General features: G+C 71.5%; 18 protein-coding genes. 5 read left to right on the forward strand and 13 right to left on the reverse strand.

The features are described from left to right. Nucleotides 1-395: 395 nt before the first annotated feature. Complete coding sequence (locus ABZ910_RS20380; RefSeq protein ID WP_361366729.1) at nt 396-1400, reverse strand: stage II sporulation protein M; 1005 nt, start codon at nt 1398-1400, stop codon at nt 396-398. 144 nt (nt 1401-1544) lie between these two features. Between ABZ910_RS20380 and ABZ910_RS20385 the strand changes: the two genes are divergently transcribed. After that, nucleotides 1545-2534 (forward strand): RDD family protein, encoded by a 990-nt coding sequence (locus ABZ910_RS20385; RefSeq protein WP_361366732.1) that lies wholly within the window; start codon nt 1545-1547, stop codon nt 2532-2534. 52 nt (nt 2535-2586) lie between these two features. On the opposite strand, the gene ABZ910_RS20390 is transcribed toward ABZ910_RS20385, so the two are convergent. The 9 genes from ABZ910_RS20390 to ABZ910_RS20430 form a co-directional block, all read right to left on the reverse strand. Continuing rightward, nucleotides 2587-3201 (reverse strand): hypothetical protein, encoded by a 615-nt coding sequence (locus ABZ910_RS20390; protein WP_361366734.1) that lies wholly within the window; start codon nt 3199-3201, stop codon nt 2587-2589. 191 nt (nt 3202-3392) lie between these two features. After that, entirely contained in the window at nt 3393-4850 is a 1458-nt protein-coding gene (ahcY, locus tag ABZ910_RS20395) for an adenosylhomocysteinase (RefSeq protein ID WP_361366736.1), read from the reverse strand. 442 nt (nt 4851-5292) lie between these two features. Then, nucleotides 5293-6273 (reverse strand): cation diffusion facilitator family transporter, encoded by a 981-nt coding sequence (locus ABZ910_RS20400; RefSeq protein WP_361366739.1) that lies wholly within the window; start codon nt 6271-6273, stop codon nt 5293-5295. Nucleotides 6274-6435: 162 nt separating this feature from the next. Then, on the reverse strand, nt 6436-7587 hold the full coding sequence (gene manA, locus ABZ910_RS20405; RefSeq protein WP_361366742.1) for a mannose-6-phosphate isomerase, class I: 1152 nt from the start codon (nt 7585-7587) through the stop codon (nt 6436-6438). 339 nt (nt 7588-7926) lie between these two features. Further along, nucleotides 7927-9054, reverse strand: coding sequence for an SIS domain-containing protein (locus ABZ910_RS20410; RefSeq protein ID WP_361366745.1), 1128 nt, complete (start codon nt 9052-9054; stop codon nt 7927-7929). A 347-nt stretch (nt 9055-9401) separates the two neighbouring features. Next, entirely contained in the window at nt 9402-9572 is a 171-nt protein-coding gene (locus ABZ910_RS20415) for a Trm112 family protein (protein ID WP_007382472.1), read from the reverse strand. Between the two features lie 142 nt (nt 9573-9714). Then, nucleotides 9715-11079, reverse strand: a complete 1365-nt coding sequence (locus ABZ910_RS20420) for a phosphomannomutase/phosphoglucomutase (protein ID WP_361366748.1) — start codon at nt 11077-11079, stop codon at nt 9715-9717. A gap of 110 nt (nt 11080-11189) precedes the next feature. After that, nucleotides 11190-12806, reverse strand: a complete 1617-nt coding sequence (locus ABZ910_RS20425) for an L-lactate permease (RefSeq protein WP_361366751.1) — start codon at nt 12804-12806, stop codon at nt 11190-11192. 236 nt (nt 12807-13042) lie between these two features. Then, nucleotides 13043-13465 carry a DUF3499 domain-containing protein gene (locus ABZ910_RS20430; protein ID WP_078967596.1) on the reverse strand — a complete coding sequence of 141 codons (423 nt, stop codon included), beginning with the start codon at nt 13463-13465 and terminating at the stop codon, nt 13043-13045. A 328-nt stretch (nt 13466-13793) separates the two neighbouring features. On the opposite strand from ABZ910_RS20430, the gene ABZ910_RS20435 reads away from it, so the two are divergent. Beyond that, nucleotides 13794-14246 (forward strand): metallopeptidase family protein, encoded by a 453-nt coding sequence (locus ABZ910_RS20435; protein WP_361367068.1) that lies wholly within the window; start codon nt 13794-13796, stop codon nt 14244-14246. A gap of 115 nt (nt 14247-14361) precedes the next feature. On the opposite strand, the gene ABZ910_RS20440 is transcribed toward ABZ910_RS20435, so the two are convergent. The 3 genes from ABZ910_RS20440 to ABZ910_RS20450 form a co-directional block, all read right to left on the reverse strand. Then, nucleotides 14362-15867, reverse strand: coding sequence for a DUF5719 family protein (locus ABZ910_RS20440; protein ID WP_361366754.1), 1506 nt, complete (start codon nt 15865-15867; stop codon nt 14362-14364). Continuing rightward, entirely contained in the window at nt 15864-19544 is a 3681-nt protein-coding gene (locus ABZ910_RS20445) for a glycosyltransferase (RefSeq protein ID WP_361366756.1), read from the reverse strand. The genes ABZ910_RS20440 and ABZ910_RS20445 overlap by 4 nt, the downstream gene beginning before the upstream one ends. 225 nt (nt 19545-19769) lie before the next feature. After that, entirely contained in the window at nt 19770-20033 is a 264-nt protein-coding gene (locus ABZ910_RS20450; RefSeq protein WP_003975777.1) for a WhiB family transcriptional regulator, read from the reverse strand. Between the two features lie 679 nt (nt 20034-20712). Here ABZ910_RS20450 and ABZ910_RS20455 point away from each other — a divergent pair. The 3 genes from ABZ910_RS20455 (at nt 20713) to ABZ910_RS20465 (ending at nt 23618) form a co-directional block, all read left to right on the forward strand. Beyond that, nucleotides 20713-21231: a cysteine dioxygenase family protein gene (locus tag ABZ910_RS20455; protein WP_361366759.1), complete on the forward strand. Its 519-nt coding sequence runs from the start codon at nt 20713-20715 to the stop codon at nt 21229-21231. A 91-nt stretch (nt 21232-21322) separates the two neighbouring features. Then, entirely contained in the window at nt 21323-22297 is a 975-nt protein-coding gene (gene cofD / locus ABZ910_RS20460; protein ID WP_361366762.1) for a 2-phospho-L-lactate transferase, read from the forward strand. Continuing rightward, nucleotides 22287-23618, forward strand: a complete 1332-nt coding sequence (locus ABZ910_RS20465; RefSeq protein ID WP_361366765.1) for a coenzyme F420-0:L-glutamate ligase — start codon at nt 22287-22289, stop codon at nt 23616-23618. The genes cofD and ABZ910_RS20465 overlap by 11 nt, the downstream gene beginning before the upstream one ends. The last annotated feature ends 69 nt before the right edge of the window (nt 23619-23687 follow it).

Here is a 23687-nt window from a genome sequence, read left to right on the forward strand (position 1 = left end):
GCTGTTGAGTTCTCAAGGAACGGACGCTTCCTTTGTACTCACCCTCTCGGGCTTTCCTCCGGGCGCTTCCCTTCGGTGTTTCCGACTCTATCAGATCTTTTTCCGATCCGATTTCCTCGGTGCTTTCCAGGTTCTCGCTCTCGCGTTTCCCTTTCCGGCGGTTCCGACTTTATCAGAAGTTCTTGGCCGGTCTGACCAGCCGCTCATTTCTGAGTAATCGGGGGGGTTGCTTCTCGGGAATGTCCTTCACAAGAAGCAGATAGATTTTAACTGGTGGCCCTCCGAGCTGTCCAGCTCTCCAGGCAACTGTTCGAATCTACCTCCCCACTCGCTCCGTGTCAACGGTCTCTGTGGGGCGATGAGGAGACTAGCAGCTCAGCAGGGGTTTTCGCACATCAGGCGACCCTCGGAGCCGAGCTTCGCTCCGCCGCTTCGAGGTCGCCCGTCTCGCCGGCGCGTGCCGCACGACCGCCGAGACCCCAGACGTACGCCAGGAAGGCCAGCTCCACTGCGATCCCCGCTCCTATGCGCGCCCACGTGGGCAGGCCGGACGGGGTGACGAAGCCTTCGATGGCGCCGGACACGAGGAGGACCAGGGCGAGGCCCATCGCCATGCCGATGGCGACCCGTCCCTCCTCGGCCAGGGCTGTACGGCGGGTTCGCGGGCCCGGGTCGATCAAGGTCCAGCCCAGGCGCAGCCCCGTACCGGCGGCGACGAAGACCGCGGTCAGTTCGAGCAGTCCGTGCGGGAGGACAAGGCCGAGGAAGGTGTCGAGCCGGCCGACCGACGACATGAGTCCGAGGCCGACGCCCAGGTTGAGCATGTTCTGGAAGAGGATCCAGAGGACCGGCAGGCCGAGGAAGATCCCCAGAACCAGGCACACCGCGGCGGCCTGGGCGTTGTTCGTCCATACCTGAGCCGCGAAGGATGCGGCGGGATGGCTCGAGTAGTAGGTCTCGTAGTCGCCACCAGGGCGGGTGAGCTCGCGCAGTCGGCTCGGAGCGGCGATGGAGGACTGCACCTCGGGGTGCGTACCGATCCACCAGCCAAGGAGGACCGCGACGGCGACGGAGAGGAACGCGGTGGGCACCCACCAGTGGCGCGAGCGGTAGACCGCGGCGGGAAAGCTCCGTCCCAGGAAGCGCGTCACATCGCGCCAGGAGGCGCGGCGGGTCCCCGTCACGGCACTACGCGCGCGTGCCACGAGTTGGGTGAGGCGCCCTGTCAGCTGTGGGTCGGGGGCGCTGGAGCGTATGAGGGAGAGGTGCGTCGCCGTGCGCTGGTAGAGGGCGACGAGTTCGTCGGCTTCCGCTCCGGTCAGGCGGCCCCGGCGACCGAGCAGGACGTCCAGGCGGTCCCACTCGGGGCGGTGGGCGGAGACGAAGACGTCGAGGTCCATCGGGTCTGCCTGCTCCTCGGCTGGTCGTCGACCGGACTGTTCGTCGTGTCGTCGTGATGTCAGCTTGTCGTATCCAGGGCGCCGCGTGGCCTCAGCTTGGCAGACTTGCGGTTCTCGGGGCAGGCCAGGGGAAGGACCACGGGCGTGAGCGAGCTGGTGACCGGCGAGGCGGTGGCGCTCGAGCTGCGTCCTGCGCGGCTGCCCAGCAGAGCGCTGGCGGTGGTGCTCGACCTCATCGTGGCCATGTTCGTCTATCTCGCCGTCATCGTGGCGGTGGTGGCGTCCACCTCGTCCTTGGACGATGCGGCGCAGGCCGCGCTGTCCGGCACGACGTTCCTGCTGGTGCTGATCGGCGGTCCGATCGCGTTGGAGACTCTCACCCATGGGCGTTCGCTGGGGAAGCTGGCGTGCGGGCTGCGTGTGGTGCGGGACGACGGCGGGCCGATCCGTTTTCGGCACGCGCTGGTGCGTGGTGCGATCGGTGTGGTCGAGATCCTGCTGACGTTCGGGGTTGTCGCCTGTATCGCCTCGCTCGTTTCGGCGCGGGGGCGGCGGCTCGGGGATGTCTTCGCGGGCACCTTGGTCGTACGGGAGCGAGTGCCTGCCGGGCGGACGGGTTTCGTACCTCCCCCGCCACCCGCGCTGGCAGGGCGCTTCTCGGCGCTCGACCTGTCGGCGGTTCCCGACGGGTTGTGGCTGGCCGTACGGCAGTACCTGACGCGGATGCGGCAGCTTGATCAGCAGGTCGCCCGGGTCATGGCGGAGCGGCTTGCGGCGGACCTTGCGGCTCGTACGGGCACTGAGGTCCCGCAGGACGTTCCGTCGGCCGCGTTTTTGGCGGCGGTCGTGCAGGAGCGGCAGGTGCGTGACGCGCGGCGGGTCTTCGGTGGCGCCCCGGCGGCGGACGGAATGCCGGTCATCGGCGGTGCGCCTGCCTCGGTGGAGAGTGCTCCCGGTTGGTCGCCTGCCGTCGGTACGACGCCGCCGGACGCGTATCCCGGCGAGGTTTACGAGGGTTCGAGCCAGAGCTCGGCGCCTGCCGCCCCGCTCGCACAGCCCGCGCAGCCTGTGCGGACCTCGACGGGCGAGGCTGCGGGCGGCCGCCCGGCCACCGGATTCGTACCGCCTGCTTAGTCGGGGCTGTCGGGGCATGCCCCCGCGAGGTCCTTGCTCACGGGGTCCTTGTTCAGCTGAACGTCGACGGTGGCGACTCGAGTTCTTCGAGTTCGATCCCGGGTGCTGCGAGGACCACGTCGCCGGCGATGTGCACGGTGTGCCGCTCACCCGTGTCCAGGGCTGTGACCTGGTATTCGTCCACGGCCAGAGGGCCGATGTCAGTGGCGTGTGTTTCTCTGTCCACCAGGGCCCAGGACTGGTCCACGGTGCGGGGGGCGAGGACCGGGTCGGTGAAGGCCACGAGACGTACGCGGGTCGCGGAGTCGGAAGGGGTGAGGCGCAGGAGACGGGCGGTGGCGACGAGGAACGCGGGGGACGTGCCGGTGAAGGCGTGCGCGCGCACATTGCCTTCGGTGGCGTGAGTGCCGGCGGGGTCGGTGCGGACCCAGGTGACGCCGTCGATGGCGGCGCCGCGCACCTGCCAGCCCCCGGCGTGGAGTTCCAGGCGGATGGGGCGGCCGAGGTCGTCGAGGGCGAGGTCGACGGAGCCGCTGTGGTCGCCCGAGGGGGCGGTCAGTTGGGAGACGTAACGCCAGCCGGACGGACCGGGTGCGCAGTGGAAGTGTTCTTCCGCGAAGGGGGTGTGATCGTGCGGATCGAGGAGCGAATAGCGGCCGCGGGGCATGAGGGGGTCCTGGGTCGTGACGGGCTGGTGAGCCGACCGGGCTGACGGGGGATCCTGGCAGACCGACTGGTGATCCGGCCAAAGGGGCAGGCCCCCGGCACGGGGGTGCGGGGGCCTGCCTCGGAGGACCTGCCGCCGGGGTGGGCGCGTCAGTGCACGGACGCGCCCACCCGGAGGGCGGGGCTGCGGACTCAGTAGCGGTAGTGGTCCGACTTGTACGGGCCCTCGACCTTCACGCCGATGTACGCGGCCTGCTCGGGGCGCAGCGTGGTCAGCTTCACGCCGAGCGCGTCCAGGTGGAGGCGGGCGACCTTCTCGTCGAGGTACTTGGGCAGCGTGTACACGCCGGTCGGGTACTCGTCGGGCTTGGTGAACAGCTCGATCTGGGCCAGGGTCTGGTCCGCGAAGGAGTTGGACATCACGAACGACGGGTGGCCGGTGGCGTTGCCCAGGTTCAGCAGGCGGCCCTCGGACAGCAGGATGATCACCTTGCCGTCAGGGAAGGTCCAGGTGTGGACCTGCGGCTTGACCTCGTCCTTGACGATGCCGGGGATCTTCGCGAGGCCGGCCATGTCGATCTCGTTGTCGAAGTGGCCGATGTTGCCGACGATGGCCTGGTGCTTCATCTTGGCCATGTCCGAGGCCATGATGATGTCCTTGTTGCCCGTCGTGGTGACGAAGATGTCGGCCTTGTCGATGACCTCGTCGAGCGTCGTGACCTGGTAGCCGTCCATCGCCGCCTGCAGGGCGCAGATCGGGTCGACTTCGGTGACGATCACGCGGGCGCCCTGGCCGCGCAGGGACTCGGCGCAGCCCTTGCCCACGTCGCCGTAGCCGCAGACGACGGCGGTCTTGCCGCCGATCAGGACGTCGGTGGCGCGGTTGATGCCGTCGACCAGGGAGTGGCGGCAGCCGTACTTGTTGTCGAACTTCGACTTGGTGACGGCGTCGTTGACGTTGATCGCCGGGAAGAGGAGGACGCCGTCGCGCTGCATCTCGTACAGGCGGTGGACGCCGGTCGTGGTCTCCTCGGTGACGCCGCGGATCTCAGAGGCCAGCTGGGTCCACTTCTGGGGGTTCTCGCCCAGGGTGCGGTGGAGCAGCTCGAGGATGACGCGGTGCTCGTCGGACTCGGCGGTCTCGACGCCGGGGACCTTGCCGTCCTTCTCGTACTCGACGCCCTTGTGGAGGAGGAGGGTGGCGTCGCCACCGTCGTCGAGGATCATGTTGGGGCCGCCGGTGGCGCTGTCCGGCCAGGTCAGCGCCTGCTCCGTGCACCACCAGTACTCGTCCAGGGTCTCGCCCTTCCAGGCGAAGACCGGGATGCCCTGCGGGTTGTCGGGCGTGCCGTTCGGGCCGACGGCGATGGCGGCGGCCGCGTGGTCCTGGGTGGAGAAGATGTTGCAGGAGGCCCAGCGGACCCGGGCGCCCAGGGCGACGAGGGTCTCGATGAGGACGGCGGTCTGCACGGTCATGTGCAGGGAGCCGGTGATGCGGGCGCCGGCGAGGGGCTGGGCATCGGCGTACTCCTTGCGGATCGCCATGAGGCCGGGCATCTCGTGCTCGGCGAGGGTGATCTCCTTGCGGCCGAACTCGGCCAGGGAGAGGTCGGCGACCTTGAAGTCCTGTCGGTTGTCGACAGTCGTCATTGCGGGCTGCTCCTCGGGGTTGGGTCGAGGTGGGTGCGGCTGGTCTGCGCGGCGGCGGACACACGGGTGCCCGGGAAGAGGACACAGGGATGCCCACGTACGCGCAGCGCAGTCCGTCGGAGGCCCTCTCTCCCTCGGCCGATCCCTGTTGGGACCGCCCGACCGCCATCAGCAGCGACGTCTGGCTCCGTCCCAAGCTACACCGGATGACCCGGCCGTCCCCAGTCCGCGTTCGGACGCGTCACCCCGGCCGCGGGAGCCGACCGGGGCGTGAACCGGGGGCACGAGGGGGCTCGAGCGGGAGTTCCGGACGCGGGTTCGGGACCGGAGGGCCGGACGGTACGGCGGCGGCGTGCACAAACGCAGCACGAAAAAGGGGCCCGCCGGAAGGTCCGGCGGGCCCCATGGCCGTATCCGATCGTCCCGTGGCCGGGACCGGGCATCAGTCCTCGGCGGAGTGCGGCGTCGGGCCGCCCGGGGTCGCCTCCGGGTCCGCGCCCCTGGCGGCCTCGGCCTCGCTGTAGATGTCCGGCTCGAGGTAGATCACGCGCGCGATGGGCACGGCGGCGCGGATGCGGGCCTCGGCGGCGTTGATGGCGTTGGCCACCTCGGTGGCCGTGTCGTCGTGGTCGACGGCGATCTTGGCGGCGACCAGCAGCTCCTCGGGGCCGAGGTGGAGCGTACGCATGTGGATGATGCCGGTGACCGTGTCGCCGTCGACCATGGCGGCCTCGATCTTCTGTATCACCGCGGGGCCGGCGGCCTCGCCCAGCAGCAGCGACTTGGTCTCGGCGGCGAGGACGAGGGCGATCAGGACGAGCAGGACACCGATGCACACGGTACCGATTCCGTCCCAGACGCCGTTGCCGGTGAGCAGGGCGAGGCCGACACCGAAGAGGGCGAGGACGAGACCGATGAGCGCGCCGAAGTCCTCCAGGAGGACGACCGGCAGCTCGGGCGCCTTCGCGCGGCGGATGAACTGCGCCCAGGACAGCTTGCCGCGCAGCTCGTTGGACTCCTTGATGGCCGTACGGAAGGAGAAGCCCTCGGCGATTATCGCGAAGACCAGGACGCCGACCGGCCAGTACCAGTGCTCCACCGCGTGCGGGTGGCTGATCTTCTCGTAGCCCTCGTAGATGGCGAACATGCCGCCGACCGAGAAGAGGACGATCGAGACGAGGAAGGCGTAGATGTACCGCTCGCGGCCGTAGCCGAAGGGGTGCTGCGGGGTAGCCTCGCGCTGGGCGCGCTTGCCGCCGATGAGCAGCAGGAACTGGTTACCGGAGTCGGCGAGCGAGTGCACGCCCTCGGCGAGCATCGACGACGAACCGCTGAACGCGAACGCCACGAACTTCGATACCGCGATCGCTAGGTTGGCACCCAGTGCCGCCACGATCGCCTTGGTGCCGCCTGACGCGCTCATGTGTCCGCGCTTTCCCTTCGCCTTCGTCCATCTGACCGTCCGGCCATGAGGCCGTCAGGCCGTCTGACCATCCGACCGTCAGGCCTTTGCCTGCCCTTTGCCGGTCGAGCCATTCTTGCAGGCCGATCGGGCGACGGTGTGTCAGGTGTCCACAACCACCGGTCAGATGATCATCGTGGCCCGGAAGACCGTACCGTCTCCGGACACCCCGGCCTTTTCGCCCGCCGGGACGAAAACGGACTGGCCCGACGTCAGCTTGTGCTCGCCGGCCCGTACGGAACCCGCCGTGCACAGCAGGATCTGCGGGGCGGAGCGGGTGAGGTCGTGGGTGGCGCCGCCCCCGGTCAGGACGTACCGGGAGAGCCGGAACTCGTCGATCGGTGTGTCGTAGACCTCTTCGCCCTCGGCGGACGCCTCCGGGCGCAGCACGCCCGGATCACCCGCCTCGAAGCGGACGATCCGCAGGAGCTCGGGGACGTCGACGTGCTTGGGGGTCAGACCGCAGCGCAGGACGTTGTCGGAGTTGGCCATGATCTCGACGCCGAGACCGCTCAGGTAGGCGTGCGGGATGCCTGCGCCGAGGAAAAGGGCCTCGCCCGGCTGGAGGCGTACGTGATTGAGGAGCATGGCGGCAATGACGCCCGGGTCGCCCGGGTAGTGGTGGGCGAGATCCGCGTAGGGGAGGTAGTCACCGCCGAGGCGGGCGCAGGCGGCGGTGGCCTCGGCGACCGTGTGGGCCATCTCCTCCGGGTCGGCGGTCAGGACCGCGGTGAGGACCTCGCGCAGGGCCGCTTCCTCGGGGTGGGCGTGCAGCAGGTCGATGTACGGCTTGAGGGAGTCGACCCCGAGACCGTCGAGCAGGTCGGCGGCCTGGAGCGGGTCGCGGAAGCCGCACAGGCCGTCGAACTCGGTGAGCGCGCAGATCAGCTCGGGCTTGTGGTTGGCGTCCTTGTAGTTGCGGTGCGGGGCATCCAGCGGGATGCCGCGCCGCTCCTCGTCCGCGTACCCCTGCCTGGCCTGTTCGAGGTCGGGGTGCACCTGGAGAGAGAGCGGGGCGCCGGCCGCGAGGATCTTCAGCAGGAAGGGCAGGCGAGGGCCGAATTTGCCGACCGCCGCCGCGCCGAGCTCCCTCTCCGGGTCCGCGGCGATGACCTCCGCGAGCGTTCCGCGCGCGGTGTGCGAGGGCGCGCCCGGGTGGGCGCCCATCCACATCTCCGCCTGCGGCTCGCCGGTCGGCTCGACGCCGAGGAGCTTCGGGATGGCGGTGGGGGAACCCCAGGCGTAGGGGCGGATGACGTTGTCGAGGCGGTCCATGGGGCTGGTTTCTCTCCGCAGGGTTCTTCCGCGCATGTTTCGCGGCTCTGGTGTCGCGGCTGCTGGTGTCGCGGTTCTGATGGCTTCTCGCGCGCGTCTCACAGTTCTAGCGCGCGACTCACGGAGGTGGCGTGTGTACGTCTCAGGTCTGATCCACGGACGTACGTCTCAGGGTCTGATCCACGGACGTACGTCTCAGGGTCTGATCCACGACGGATGTCTCGGGTCTGATCCATGGCGGATGTCTCGCGTCTCATCCATGCACGTACGTCTCGGGTCCGATCCATGTCCGTCGCGCGTTCGCTCCGCGTTACGGCGGTCAGGGCGCCGACGACAAGATCAGGCCACCGAAGCGAGCGCCAGGTAAACGGCGGCGAAATCCGTCATGGCGATCAGTTCGGCGAGGGTCTCCAGTTCGTCGCCGGGCTCGGGTTCCAGCTCGCTGATCGGCGTGTCATGGCTGAGGGCCAGGTCACGGGCGGCCGGTGCCGCGGTCAGGCCGCCGATCGGCCGGTCGCGGAGCAGCACCACGCGCGCGTGCAGCGCCGGTGTCTCCTCGACGCGGTCGCGGAAGAAGTCGTCCGGGTCGGCGCTCGCGGCGAGCGGGCCCGCCAGCAGGGCGCTGTGCTCGGCAAGCGCCTCGGGGAGTTCGGCGACGAGGGCGGGGCGGCCGGCCAGTTCTGCGAGGGCGGCGGCGAAACGGCGTCCCGCGGGTCCGGCGGAGATGCCTTCCGTCCAGATCACCGGGAGTGCGTCGGCGAGTTCGGCGGCGAGGGCCTTGGCGGGGTTGCTGTAGGTCACGATGGCCGGGCCGCAGCGCTCGGCCACGTTGTCCAGGCGGTCGGCGATCGTCTCCAGGGCGTCCGAGGGGGCGCTGACCAGGCCGATCCGGTCGAGGAGCGCGAGCAGCGGGGTGAGCAGCGCCCACAGGACGCCCGGGGAGGACGCGGCGAGCGGCTCGTCGTGGTCGTACGGGGCCGTCGCCATCGGCAGGAACAGACCGTGAGCGCCGGTGACCGCCTCGTGGAGCGGGGTGCGGGCCGGGGCCACGGCCACGACCGAGCAGCCGCGGCGGTAGGCCTGCTCGGCGAGCAGGGAGAGGCTGGGTTCGGTGCCGTCCGGGGTGGCGATCAGCAGCAGGTCCACGGAGCCGGTCCAGCCCGGGAGTTCCCAGCGCAGGGCGCCGGCGGCCGGGGCGACACCGGTGGGGGCGAGCCGGATGACCGGGCTGCCGGGGCCCGCGAGCGTGCCGAGGAGGTCGGCGGCGTGGGTCGCGGCGGCGCCGGGGCCGGCGATCAGAACCGCGCGGGGACGGCCGTCCGGCTTGAGGTCGTCGATGCCGGCCTCGATGGCATGGCGCGCCGCGGTACGGACGCGGGCACCCGCCTCGGCGGCGCCGCGGAGGAGGCCTCGGCGGTCGGCCTCGGCGAGGTCCTCCGGGGTGTCGAGCAGCGATTCGTCCAGCATGGGCGGCAGCCTCCGCTCGCCGTGGGTCCTAGGGGCCGGCTCGTCTTGGGTGGGCGCCTCGTCGGGCGGGCCTCGTTTTTCCGGGTTTTCCGTGTGGGGAGCTCGTTTCCCGTTCGCGGGGGTCGTATCCGCGTCCGTGGTTGTGGAACCGTTTTCCCCGTGCGGGGCGCCTTCCCCGTAGGAGGGCGCTTTCCCCATAGAAGGCGGTCCCGCGCGGTGGGTGTCCCCTAGGGGTGTTCGCATCCCCGACTGATGAGTCCGGCTCCCGACGGCAGGCGCGCGCGCCCGTGACGGAACTCGGCTCCTGGTGGCGGGACTCGGCTCCCTGATAGCGGCCGGACCCGTCGTTACGCGGGGCGGCGGGCCTCGTCGACGAGGAGTACGGGGATACCGTCGCGGACCGGGTACGCCAGGCCACAGTCCTGGCCGGTGCAGATCAGCTCGGTGTCCTGCTCCTTGAGGGGGGCGTGGCAGGCCGGGCAGGCGAGGATCTCCAGGAGGCCGGCTTCGAGCGGCATGGGGTGTCCCTTCGGGCGGGGGTGGGCGTGCACTGATGTGCCTGGTCAGCGTACCGCCGCAGGGAGTGCGGCAGCGGAGTCGGCCGAGGTTTGGCAGCGGGCAGGCGGACGGGGGGGGTGACGAGGGCGGAGAAGGGGGCCGTCAGCCCCTGATGATCACCAGTGCCTCGTCCCGCATCCTGGCCATCGTCGTCTCGTCGCGTGCCTCCACGTTCAGGCGGAGCAGGGGCTCGGTGTTGGAGGGACGGACGTTGAACCACCAGTCGGCGGCGGAGACGGTGAGGCCGTCGAGGTCGTCCAGGGTCACGTCCGCGCGGCCCTCGTAGGCGGAGCGGATCGCGGCGAGGCGGTCCGCCTGGTCGGCCACCGTGGAGTTGATCTCGCCGGAACCGGCGTAGCGGTCGTACTGGGCGACCAGTCCGGAGAGGGGACCGTCCTGGCCGCCGAGGGCGGCGAGGACGTGCAGGGCCGCGAGCATGCCCGTGTCGGCGTTCCAGAAGTCCTTGAAGTAGTAGTGGGCGGAGTGCTCGCCGCCGAAGATCGCGCCCGTCTGCGCCATCTCCCCCTTGATGAAGGAGTGGCCGACCCGGGTGCGGACCGGCGTGCCGCCGCTCTCCCGGACGACCTCGGGGACGGACCAGGACGTGATCAGGTTGTGGATGACCGCGCCCGTGCCGCCGTTCCTGGCCAGCTCGCGCGCGGCCACCAGGGCCGTGATGACCGACGGGGACACCGGCTCGCCGTTCTCGTCCACCACGAAGCAGCGGTCGGCGTCGCCGTCGAAGGCGAGGCCGAGGTCGGCGCCCTCCTCACGGACCCGCTTCTGCAGGTCCACGAGGTTGGCGGGGTCGAGCGGGTTCGCCTCGTGGTTCGGGAACGTGCCGTCCAGCTCGAAATACATCGGTACGAGGGTCACGGGCAGGCCGGCGAGGACCGTGGGGACCGTGTGGCCGCCCATGCCGTTGCCCGCGTCGACGACGACCTTCAGGGGGCGGATGGAGGTCAGGTCGACGAGGGAGCGGAGGTGCGCCGCGTAATCGTCCAACGTGTCGCGGCCGGTGAGGGTTCCCGGGTCGGCGACCGGTTGCGGCGCGCCCGACTCCAGCCAGCCCTCGATCAGTTCGCGGATCTCCGCCAGGCCCGTGTCCTGGCCGACCGGGGCCGCGCCGGCCCGGCACATCTTGATGCCGTTGTACTGGGCCGGGTTGTGCGAGGCCGTGAACATCGCGCCCGGGAGACCGAGGGAGCCCGACGCGTAGTACAGCTGGTCGGTCGAGCACAGCCCGGTCTCCGTGACGTCGGCCCCACGGGCCGCCGCCCCGCGCGCGAAGGCGCGGGACAGGCCCGGCGACGAGGGCCGCATGTCGTGGCCGGTCACGATCGCGTCCGCGCCGGTCACCTGCGCGAAGGCCGCCCCGAAGAGCTCGGCCAGCGACTCGTCCCACTGGTCCGGGACCACCCCGCGCACGTCGTACGCCTTCACGATCTGTGACAGATCACCAGCCACGGTCAACCCTCCTGAAAGTCCTGTCGGTCAGCACAAACTACCCGCCCGCACCGAATCCGCCGTGCGGACGCCCTGTGCACTCCCTGTGGACTCTCGACCGTGGCCGCGGATCAGGGCAGCATCCAGCCGAGGACCGGTGAGCTCTGGCCGACCACGATCAGGCACATCACCAGCAGCAGGCCGATGCTCCAGGGCAGCACGCGGCGCAGCAGGTCGCCCTCGCGTCCCGCCAGACCGACCGCCGCGCAGGCGATGGTGAGGTTCTGCGGCGAGATCATCTTGCCGAGCACACCGCCGGAGCTGTTGGCGGCGGCGAGCAGAACGGGCGACAGGCCCGACTCGCGGGCCGCGCTCACCTGAAGGGCGCCGAACAGCGCGTTGGCCGAGGTGTCGGACCCCGACACGGCCACGCCGAACCAGCCCAGCACGGGCGACAGGAAGGCGAGTCCGGCACCGGCCGCCGCCACGAAGTGGCCGATCGTGGCCGCCTGTCCGGAGAGGTTCATGACGTAGGCGAGGGCCAGGACGGACGTCACGGTCAGGATGGCGAACCTCAACTCGCGTACGGTCTCCAGCCACTCCCGCACCGCCACGCGCGCGTGCACCCCGAGTACGGCCGCCGTGCACACCCCGGCGAACAGCACGAGCGTGCCGCCGGTCCCGACGATCGGCCAGGTGAAGAGGTTTCCGCTGACCGGCTTGCCGTCCGGGCCGGCGACGTCCAGGAAGGGCCAGTCGTACGTCTGCGTCGCCTGCGCCAGCCAGTCCTTGACGGCCGGGATCTGGGCGATCGAGAAGATCACGACGATGAGGGCGTACGGGGCGTAGGCGCGCAGGACTTCGGGGCGCGGGTCGGTCTCGTCCAGGTCCGTGCTGCGGGCGCCGGTGAGCACGGACGCCCGTACGGCTTCGGTGGCCGGTACGCGCGCGTGCGACACCGCCACCAGGGCGCCGGCACCGACCAAGGAGGCGGCGATGTCGGCGAGTTGCGCGGAGACGAAGTTGGAGACCACGAACTGGGCGACGGCGAAGGCGACTCCGCAGACGAGGGCGGGCATCCAGGTCTCCCGCAGCCCGCGCCGGCCGTCGACGAGCCCGACGAGCACCAGGGGGACGATCAGGGCCAGCAGCGGCGTCTGACGGCCCACCACGGAGGCCACGGAATCCAGCGGCAGCCCGGTGACCTGGGCGAGCGTGACGACCGGGGTGCCCATGGCGCCGAAAGCGACGGGTGCGGTGTTGGCGACCAGGGAGACCGCTGCCGCGCGCACCGGGTCGAAGCCGAGCGCGACCAGCATCACCGAGCAGATGGCCACCGGGGTGCCGAAACCGGCCAGGGCCTCCAGCAGCGCGCCGAAGCAGAAGGCGATGACGAGGGCCTGGATGCGCGGGTCGTCGGACAGGCGCCCGAAGGAGCGGCGCAGGATGTCGAAGTGCCGGGTGCGGACGGTCATCCGGTACACCCACAGGGCGTTGACCACGATCCACAGGATGGGGAAGAGCCCGAACGCGGCGCCCTGGGCCGCACTGGAAAGTGTCTGGCCCAGCGGCATGCCGTAGGCGAGACAGGCGACCAGAACGGCCGTCAGAAGTCCGATCAGGCCCGCCAGGTGCGCCTTCAGACGCACTCCCCCGAGCAGGACCAGGACGACGACAAGGGGCAGGGCTGCGACTAGGGCGGACAGGCCGAGCGAGTCGGCAATGGGCTCCAACTGCTGGACGTACACGGGGCCTCCCCGGATTCCGTCATGCGGAAAGTGATTTCTCGTTTCGGCTGACGGAATGGTCGTGTCCGCGCCAACGGCACGTCAATGGGCGTGCGTCATCCAGTCGATGAAGGTGCGTCATTGATGTCGCCGCGGGGAGGTTCGGCCGTCACAACGTGGGGCGGTAGGGGGCGAAGGAGCCGAAAAGTCGCCGCAAGAACAGAAGGAGACGAAGAAGCCGAAGGAGACGAAGAGTCTCAGTTGTCCGGCGAGCGCAGCACCCGGAGGTGGCCGCGGCGGGCGACCTCCATGGGGTCCGCCGTACGGGCCCCGCCACCCGCCTCGGCGGCTCGCTCCTGGGGGCGGGCGGCCTCGCGCACGGCGTTGGCGAGCGCCTCCAGGTCGTCCCCGCTGGGGCGCGCCGGAGCGGAGCCGTCGAGGAGGCGGACGACCTCCCAGCCGCGCGGGGCGGTGAGGCGCTCGGAGTGCTCGGCGCACAGGTCGTAGCAGTGGGGCTCGGCGTAGGTGGCGAGCGGGCCGAGGACCGCGGTCGAGTCGGCGTAGACGTACGTCAGCGTCGCGACGGCGGGTCGGCCGCAAGCGGTGCGCGAACAGCGACGTACAGGGCTCACGACGTTGGACGGTACCGCACTCTTGAGCGGGCCGCGACGACTCTCCACCAGGTCACTCCACCGTGTCGTGCTGCGAAGCGCCCCGCGCGCCTCTCTGGACAAGTACCGCCGACCTGCACGGACGTCCCTGCCCCAGGTTCGGGACAGGTCCGCATCCGGTCGGCAATCGATGCAAATCACGTCAATTGCCTTGAGGTCTACGGTCCGAGATGGGTACGGAGCGAGCTCTACCCTGATCGGAACGGTCAGTCGACGACAATCTCGTGAGATGGCCGGATCTCGTCCGGTCACCGGGCAATCGCCGCGTGATCGCGGACGATCATCCCGCCGTGACAGCCGGGCGTACGGACCGCGCGGGGACTACGCTTCACCGGTGATGGACAACCGTGTACCGCCCCGCGCCACCGGCCCCGGGCCCCGTCGCCGTGATCGCCACGGGCGGGGCATGCGCGGGCCGATCGCGCCGCCGCAGGTGCCGCTCGCGGCGAGTCGCGCCGAGGTGTTCGCGGACCTGGTGCAGGACTCCGTGGAGCGTCTCGAACGACGGTGGCCGCAGCTGGCCGACATCGACTTCCTGGTGCTGGAGGTACCCCGCCTGCCGTCGGGGCCGGACGCGGCATGGAGCGACGAGGCGGTGCCGCTCGGGGGGACGATTCCCGCGCGTGAAGGGCGTCGCGCGCGGGTCGTGGTGTACCGGCGGCCGGTGGAGATCCGCACCAAGGGGCGCGACGAGCGGGCCGCGCTGGTGCACGAGGTCGTGGTCGAGCAGGTCGCGGAGCTGCTGGGGCTCACTCCGGAGACCGTGGATCCGCGCTACGGCGAGGACTGAGGCCGCGCGCCGAGGCCACCCGCGCGGCGTGGGCGACCGCCGGCCCGGCCGCCCACTTCTGCCTCCTTCTGCCCGCTTCTGCGCTTCCAGCGCGTACGGCCGGCATGCCGGTCGGCTACTTCTGCAGCACCGACAGGTCCTGGTCCGCCTTCGGTACGGCCACCGTCCCGCGGTCGTCCGGGAGGGTCTGGACGGTGAAGCCGGGGACGCCTTCCTCGTCGGCGGACAGGGCGCGGGCGCCGTAGACCGGGCCGCCGGACACGGGCTCCACCGTCAGGGCGTACGTGCCCTTCAGGCCGCTCGGGACCGGGGCCTGGACGTCCTGGGTGGTGCCCGACTTGATCGTGTAGGTCTTCGTCACCGGCGAGCCTCCCTCACTGCCCGCCGAGGCCGTGACCTTGACCCGCGCCGTCGCCGTGGGGGCGGTGAGGGACAGGGTCGTGCCCTTGCCGCTGTTGTCGGCGGACGTCGCGCGCGTGCCGACCGGGGTGGCGGCCGGGATGAAGGCCGTCTCCTGGTTGCCGACCTTGCCGCGGGTCACCTGGAGGGCGGCGACCACGGGGACGGACCGGCCGGTCGGGGTGAGCACCAGGGAGCCGGCCTCGCCGCGCGTGAGGGCGCCGAGGTCGACCGCCGTCGTCATGCCCGACTTCACGTGCAGCGTCTCGTTCCCGGCCGGGGTGATCATCCCGTGGGGGGAGGCCAGGCGCACCTTCAGGTCCGCGTCGGCGTCGCCCGGGGTGAAGGCGACCAGACGGACGGAGGTGGCGTCCTTCGGTATGCCGGGCAGCACCAGGCTGCCCGCCGGGTCGGCGGACGCGGGCAGCCAGTCGCCGCCCTGCTTGGCGTCCAGGGCCTGCACGGAGGCGCCGACACGTCCGCTGCGGACGCTGACGTGCACGGTCAGGTCGGACTGCTGCTCGTTGGTGAGTGTGGACAGCAGGACCGGCTTGGCGGCGTGCGGCGGGACCGTGAGGCCCTCGCCGAGCGTGGACTTGACCGCGCCGTCCTTGCCGTAGAGCTCGATGTCGACGACCGCGGCGCTGTCGTCGAGATTGACGAGGTGCACGTAGTCGGTGCGGTCGGCGCCGGTGCTGGCGCCCGGGAACCAGAAGTCCGTGTCCGGTGCGGTGCAGTTGACGCCGAGCAGTCCGCGGCCGATGCCCGCGGCGACCTGGGTGGTCTCCTGGACGGTCCAGCCGGGCGCGAACTTCCCGTCGGCGGTGCCGGTGAGCGCGGGCGCGTCCCCGCCCGAGGTGTCACCGGTGATCGGCGTGCCGGGCGCCTTGGGCGTGAGGACGGGCGCTTGGCCCTTCTTCGCCTGCTTGGCCGTACCCGAGCCGCTCGTGCCGTTCTCCGACGCCTCCGGGGCCGCCTGGAGCTCGGCCTTGCCGCTGCCCGGCGTGCCCTTCGTGACCGGCGTGAAGGACGTGTACGTGGTGTCGGCGATGTCGGAGGTGCTCGGAGCCGGGCACAGCAGGCTGGTGCGCTCGACAGGCAGCTGGGCGGCCGCCTTGACGGTGTCCGTGCCGGATCCGTCCGGTGCGTTGAGCGCGGCGAATCCGGTGACGGCGGCGAGGGCGGCCACGCCGGCGATCAGGGGCAGGGGGATGCTCTTCACTGCTGGCTCCCGTCGGGACGCTGGTGGCCGGTGCCGTGGGGGTGGGGCTGCGTCGGGTCGTAGGCCGGGTCGTAGCCCTGCTGGTACGTCGGGTCGTACGCCCCTTGCTCGGTCGGGGCGCCGTAGCCGTACGGGTCGTACGGGCCGTCCTGGTAGGGGTCGGCCTGGTACGCCTGCTGGTCGTACCCGCCCGCGAACGGCGCGGCGTCCTGGTACTGCCCGCCGTCATAGGCGCCGTACTCGGCGCCGGCATAGGCCGGTGCGTCCCAGTCGCCGTAGCCCGGCTGGTGCGGCACGGCAGGGGCCTCCTCCGGAGGAGGAGGCACGGCGCCGGGCTCGCCCATGTCGACGGCTTCCTCGGCCACGCCGGCCGCGTCGGCCGCCGCGGCTTCCTCGGCCTCGGCCTGGGCGCGCAGGCGGCGGGCCCGGCGGCCCTCCCCCGCGTCGGCCAGGACGACCGGCTCCTCGGGCAGGTCGTCGTCGATGTCACGGCGGCGGCCCGGCAGCGCGAGCACGATCAGGACGACGGCGAGCGCGCCCTGGGCCCACAGCCAGGCGGTGTGGCCGATCGGGTCGTCGTAGGTGACGTCCAACCTGCCGCCCGCTGAGGGGAGTTCGAATCCCTGGGCCCAGCCGTCGACCGTGGTGGGAGCGAGCGGCTTGCCGTCCAGGGTGGCGGTCCAGCCGTCGGCGGCGGTGTCGGCCAGGCGCAGGACGCGGCTGCCCGAGCCGGTCGGGATCGTGGTGTGGATCTCGACGGGTCCGGCGGCGACGGACTGTGCGGTGCCCGTGCCGGAGGCGGGCACGATGGCGGCACGGGAGACCTGCCGGTCGACGCGCCACAGCTTGCTGCCGTCCTGCTGGCTGAGCCGGCTCAGACCGGGCGTGGCGTCGAGGACCCGGCCGACCTCGCGGGGCGCGCCCCGGTGGACGAGGATGTAGCGCACGGCGAACCCGCCGAGCTGGTTCGCCTGGTCGGCACCGGATCCGGCGATGAGGTTGGCGACGACCTTGTCGAGCTTGGTGTTCTGGCCGTCGGCGGCGGCGAGTTCGGCGTCGCCCATGCGGGCGCCGGAGCCGCGGACGAGCGAGTAGCGCACGCGCGCGTCGGAGTCGCTGTCGAGGACCAGGGTGCGGGCCTGGTCGCGGGTGCCGCTCTCCTCGGCGACGAACGCGGGAACCTGCACCGGGTCGCGCCGCTCCACGGGATCGTCGGCGCCTGCGATCATCCAGCCGGCGGCGACCAGCAGCGGTCCCGCGGCCGAGGCGAAGGCGATCAGGGCGGCCACCGGCTGGCGCCAGCCGAAGCTCTGCTCGGCCACACGCGCGCGTGCTCCGTCGGCGCCGAGCGCGGCGGCGGCCAGAAGGGCTATGCCGTAGACGAGGGTGGCGGGCCCGGCCCAGGCGGAGGCGTTGGACAGGACCGCGAAGACGAGACCCACCAGGGCGACGACCCAGGCGGCCCGGATTCCCGCCTGGCGCTCGGAGCGCATCAGCGCGGCCAACGCGGCCAGGACGATGCCGATGAGCATCAGCCCGTCCACCGTGCCGGGACCGCCCGGGCTGATGCCGAGCAGGTCGAGGGCGGAGGCGGCCGACGGGCCGTACGCGAGCCCGGCTTCCTTGAAGAAGCCGAACGGCAGCAGGGTCAGCGACCAGGGCGCGAGGACCAGCAACGGGGTGCCCAACTGGGCCAGCAGGCGCAGGCCGTGGGCGACGATGTCGCCGCGGCGCACGACCAGCACACCGATCCCGAGGATCAGGGCGATGGGCCACACGATCGGCGTGAACGCGGTGGTGATGGTCAGCAGCAGCGCGTACGCCCAGGTGGCGCGCCAGCTGCCGCGCGTCCCCGAGGAGTGCGCCAGGCCGCTCGCGGCGATGCCCGCGCGCGCGATGAGCGGCAGCAGGACGGCGAGGACGGCGGTGCCGATGTGGCCGCCCGCGAGGGCTCCGGTGGCGGCGGGCAGGAAGGCGTAGGCGACGGCCGCCCACGCGCGCAGAAGGCGGGAGGTGACGAGCGGCCGGGAGGCGAAGTACGCGCTGAACCCGGCCAGCGGAACCGAACCGACCAGCAGGACCGTGACCGTGAGACCGGTCGAGCCGAGCAGGGCCGAGGCGAACAGCGCCATGATGGCCAGGTACGGCGGCGCGGACTGGGTGCCGCCCGGGCCCATCGGGTGCCAGGCGTCGAGGTAACGGGACCACAGCTCACCGGTGCCACCCGGGGCGGGCAGCAGGGCGCCGCCCGCGAGCGCGCCGCCTCCGATGAGGCTGCGGCAGGCCACGAGCGAGAACAGCAGCAGGACCAGGAAGAGCGCCGGGCCGGGATTGCGGGCGATGCGCTTGAGGCGGGCGTGCCGCTCGGGCATCAGGAACTCGGCGTCGTCACCGGCGTCGGCCGCGGCGCCGTGCCGTCCGGCCGAGGAGAGCTCCGGGTCGGAGCCGCCGAAGAAGTTGCCGGCGACCTGTTCGATGGTGACCCGCACGGTCGCACCGGGCGGCGGGAACAGTGCCCGCAGCTCGTCCTTGCCGATCTGCGGGCGGCCGCGCATGCGCCGTCCGGCGATGATCCGCTCCGGCCGCAGCAGGACGCCGAACAGACCGCGGACCTCGTCGACGGCCTGTCCGGGGACCTTGCCGACGAGATAGGCGACGGTTCTCAGGAGTGTGCCGAGGACGAGCCGCAGCAGGACCCAGGGCAGCACCGCCGTACGGATGTTGACGAGCAGGGTGTAGACGGCGCCGGCCTTGTCGACCTTGTGCGGGGAGGCGGCGGTGCGCCCCACGCAGTCGACGGTGCGGCGCTCGCGGGACGCGGCCTCGGCGTGCCGTACGACGGCGTCGGGGGCGACGAGGACGCGGTAACCGGCCGCGTGCGCGCGCCAGCACAGGTCGACGTCGTCGCGCATCAGCGGCAGTCGGCGGTCGAATCCGCCGAGCTGCTCGAAGACGTCGCGGCGCACCAGCATGCCCGCGGTGGAGACGGACAGCGCGGGCTGGACGTGGTCGTGCTGGCCCTGGTCCTGTTCGCGGCGGTCCAGACCGGTCCAGCGGCGGCCCGAGTTGGCGATGGTGACGCCGACCTCGAGGAGCTGACGGCGGTCGTACCAGCCGCGGAGCTTGGGGCCGACGACCGCCACGTCGTCGCGGCCCAGCTCCAGTTCGTTCTCCACGACCCTCAGCAGCTCGGCCAGCGCCTCGGGTTCGGGCGCGCAGTCGTCGTGCAGCAGCCACAGCCACTGGACGGGTTCGCCGTGCGGGAGGTCGGGCAGGTCGTAGGCGTCGTCGCGCCATGAGCGCGTGACGGGATCCCAGCTGCTGGGGCGCCTGAGGTACGGCAGCTCGTCCGGCGTGAGGACCGGCGCGATGCGGCTCGCCTCCTCGACGGCCTGGCCGAAGCCGGTGCGCCGGGCGAGGTGCAGCACCTGTTCGTCGCCGAGCGCGCCGGCGACCAACTGGGCGGACTCGTCCGCGCTGCCGGTGTCGGCGGCCACGGCGAACTGGACGGGCCGCTCCTGGCCGAGCAGTCCGTCGAGCGTTTTGGGCAGCCAGCGGGCGCCGTCGTGGGATACAAGGACCGCGGTCACCACGTGCCGCGGGAACTCGGGCGCGGCAGCCGCTCCTTGATGAGCTGGCGCGTCGTGATGGGCTGGCGTATGGCTGTGCACGGACATCGAGGTACGGGCCCCGGTTCGGTGGACTGTGGTGGACGCCTGTGCCCCGAGGGGCAGCGGGGCGTCTCGGACGAGCGACCACACTATCGGCTGACCATGACGACGACCCGCCGCCTGTGGACAACTCACCTGCGACGGGCCGTTCGTGGCGTATGCGTATGTACGTGAAGGATCCCTGCGGTACGTGACGGTCGGGCGGCGGCCTTGCTCAGACGGTGGCCTTGCTCAGACGGCGGCCTTCTTCAGCCTGCGGCGTTCACGCTCGGACAGACCGCCCCAGATGCCGAAGCGCTCGTCGTTGGCGAGGGCGTACTCGAGGCATTCCGAGCGGACCTCGCACGCGAGGCAGACCTTCTTCGCCTCTCTGGTCGAGCCGCCCTTCTCGGGGAAGAAGGACTCGGGGTCGGTCTGGGCGCACAGTGCGCGCTCCTGCCAGCCGAGTTCCTCGTCCGCGTCGTCGACCAGCAGTTGCTGCACCAGCTCGGTCATGTGCGCCCCTCGTCTGTCTTTCGCGTCCCCGTGTTCCGGCCGTTACCGATATCGGCTGAACGACACGAGTGAAATTACAAGTGTGCTGCTCCGGGCGAGTCAAGCCGAGATCTGCTATTGGGCCCGTTATTCACTCTGCGGAACCAAGGCCGTGCGGAAAGTGTTCAAATCGCCATAAACCTTGACATACAACGGAGGTCCGGGAGAGGCACCGACTCCGCACTTCACCTGTACGGAAGAGGACGCCCAGGAGTTCGATCGCGTTCCGGCGAGGCTCGTGCGCCCGGTTGTGCGCCATGTGTCCCGGCGCTCTGATGAACAAACCTTTCACCTGGGAGATGAACCAGATGGGGTGAAATACGTCCCACATACCGGACGTCAAGTTGACAGTGCGCGCGTGAACCTATGTCCTTGTGGGCATGCTCGCGCATTCGGCACTCACCTCGACCCGCCCCGCCGGGTCCCTCGGTGCTGCCCGCGCCCGCTGTAGCTGTTGTTGCTGTTCCAGCTGTTGAGCCACGCGCGCTCCGGCTGCCGCTGAGTCCATCCCGACTCTGCCGCCGCTCTCCTTCCAGAGCTTCCCGAGCCCTCACCACAGGGCCCCTGCCCGCCCGCGACCCGGGCGAACGGCCGGCGACACCCAGCCTCACACTCTCCCGCCGAGGACCCCCACATCCCCATGAACAGCGACAACGACCTCCAGATCGCCGGCGACATCCTCGAGGTGCCGCACCTCCTCCAGCCCCCGCGCGCGCACCCGGCCACCGTCGCCGAGTTCGTCGGCCTGGCCCGTTCCCTCGCCGCCGACCGCTCCCAGTGGGAGCACCTCGTCCGGTACGACGCCACGACGCGCTGGTACCACCGGCTGCGCACAGGCCCGGGCTACGAGGTGTGGCTGCTGTCCTGGGTGCCGGGACAGGGCAGCGGGCTGCACGACCACGGCCGCTCCTCCGGTGTCCTGACCGTCCTGGAGGGCACCCTGTCCGAGCGGACCCGGCGCGGCACGCGCGCATTGGAGGCGGGCACCCAGCGGGTGTTCGCACCGGGCTACGCGCACGAGGTGGTCAACGACGCGCTGGACCCGGCGGTCAGCCTGCACGTCTACTACCCGGGCCTGACCGAGATGCCGATGCACACGGCTCCGCACTGCGAGGCGCGCACGGAGCCGCGCGGCGGGGCACGCACCCTGACTGCCTGACGTGTTGTCGTACCCGTCTGCAACACCGGCCCACCCGTCGCCCGGCCACCACCCCTCAACGAGTCGGTCTGTCGGCTGACACACTGTTTCAATGCGCATTGTGGTTCTGGCAGGCGGCATCGGCGGTGCCCGGTTCCTGCGTGGTCTGAAGAAGGCCGCGCCGGACGCGGACATCACGGTCATCGGCAACACCGGGGACGACATCCACCTCTTCGGGCTGAAGGTCTGCCCGGACCTCGACACGGTGATGTACACGCTCGGCGGCGGCATCAACGAGGAGCAGGGCTGGGGGCGGACGGACGAGACCTTCCACCTCAAGGAGGAGCTCGCGGCGTACGGCGTCGGTCCCGAGTGGTTCGGGCTCGGCGACCGGGACTTCGCCACGCACATCGTGCGGACGCAGATGCTGGCCGCCGGCTACCCCCTCAGCGCGGTCACCGAGGCGCTGTGCGACCGCTGGCAGCCGGGCGTACGGCTGATCCCCATGACCGACGACCGGGTCGAGACGCATGTCGCCGTCGAGGTGGACGGGGAACGCAAGGCGGTCCACTTCCAGGAGTACTGGGTGCGGCTGCGGGCCTCCGTCCCGGCCGAGGCGGTCGTGCCGGTCGGCGCGGAGCAGTCCAAGCCGGCGCCCGGCGTCCTGGAGGCCATCGCCCGGGCCGACGTGATCCTCTTCCCGCCGTCCAACCCGGTCGTCTCCGTCGGCACGATCCTCGCCGTCCCCGGCATCCGGGAGGCGATCGCCGAGGCCGGGGTGCCGGTGGTGGGCCTGTCCCCCATCGTCGGTGACGCGCCCGTGCGCGGGATGGCCGACAAGGTGCTCGCGGCGGTCGGCGTGGAGTCCACGGCCGCCGCGGTGGCGGAGCACTACGGCTCGGGCCTGCTCGACGGCTGGCTCGTCGACACCGTCGACGCGGGCGCGGCCGAGCGGGTCGAGGCGGCCGGCATCCGCTGCCGGGCCGTACCGCTGATGATGATCGACGAGGACGCGGCCGCGCAGATGGCCCGCGAGGCGCTGGCGCTGGCGGAGGAGGTGCGGGGGCTTGCGCGGGATGCCGTCTGAGAACTCTGGGAACGGGGCCGAGACGACGCCCGGGTTCCGGGTCTGGGCGGTCGCCGGGATTCCCGAGGTCCAGCGGGGCGACGACCTGGCCAAGCTGATCGCCACGGCCGTGCCCGAACTGACGGACGGGGACGTCCTCCTGGTCACCTCGAAGATCGTCTCCAAGGCGGAGGGCCGGCTCGTCGAGGCGGCCGACCGGGAGGCGGCGATCGACGCCGAGACCGTACGGGTCGTGGCCCGGCGCGGACCGCTGCGCATCGTCGAGAACCGGCAGGGCCTGGTCATGGCGGCCGCCGGGGTCGACGCCTCCAACACCCCTTCGGGGACGGTGCTGTTGCTGCCCGAGGACCCGGACGCCTCCGCACGCGCGATCCGGGACGGGCTGCGTGACGCCCTCGGCGTGGACGTCGGGGTCGTCGTCACCGACACGTTCGGGCGGCCGTGGCGCGCGGGGCTCACGGACGTCGCGATCGGCGCCGCGGGCGTGCGCGTGCTGGACGATCTGCGCGGCGGCACGGACGCGTACGGCAATCCGCTCAGCGCCACCGTCGTCGCCACGGCGGACGAACTCGCCGCCGCCGGCGACCTGGTGAAGGGCAAGGCGGCCGGACTGCCCGTCGCCGTCGTGCGCGGGCTGCCGCATGTCGTCGCCGGTGAGCACGCGGAGGGAGCGAGGGCCATGGTGCGCGACGCGCGCGACGACATGTTCCGGCTCGGCACCTCCGAGGCGGTGCGGGAGGCGGTCACCCAGCGGCGTACGGTGCGGGCCTTCACCGACGAGCCCGTGGACCCCGCAGCGGTACGGCGGGCGGTGGCCGCGGCGGTGACCGCGCCGGCCCCGCACCACACGACGCCGTGGCGGTTCGTGCTGCTGGAGTCCGAGGACTCGCGCATACGGCTGCTCGACGCGATGCGGGACGCCTGGATCGCCGACCTGCGCCGGGACGGCAAGTCCGAGGCGTCGATCGCCAAGCGCGTGCGCCGCGGCGAGGTGCTGCGCAACGCGCCGTACCTCGTCGTCCCCTGCCTGGTCATGGACGGCTCGCACACGTACGGGGACGCGCGGCGCGACGCGGCCGAGCGGGAGATGTTCGTGGTCGCCGCCGGGGCCGGGGTGCAGAACTTCCTGGTCGCGCTGGCCGGGGAGCGGCTGGGTTCGGCGTGGGTGTCGTCGACGATGTTCTGCCGGGACGTGGTGCGCGAGGTGCTCGGCCTTCCCGAGGACTGGGACCCGATGGGCGCGGTGGCCGTCGGTCACCCGGCGCAGGCTCCGCGGCCCCGGCCGGACCGGGAGGCGGGGGCGTTCATCGAGGTGCGGTGACTGTGCGGAGGGCGCGGTGATCATGCCGTACGACCCCATAGTCTCGTAGGACGACTCCGGAACCCTGGG

The organism is Streptomyces sp. NPDC046805, from assembly GCF_040645355.1.
Taxonomy (GTDB): Bacteria; Actinomycetota; Actinomycetes; order Streptomycetales; family Streptomycetaceae; genus Streptomyces.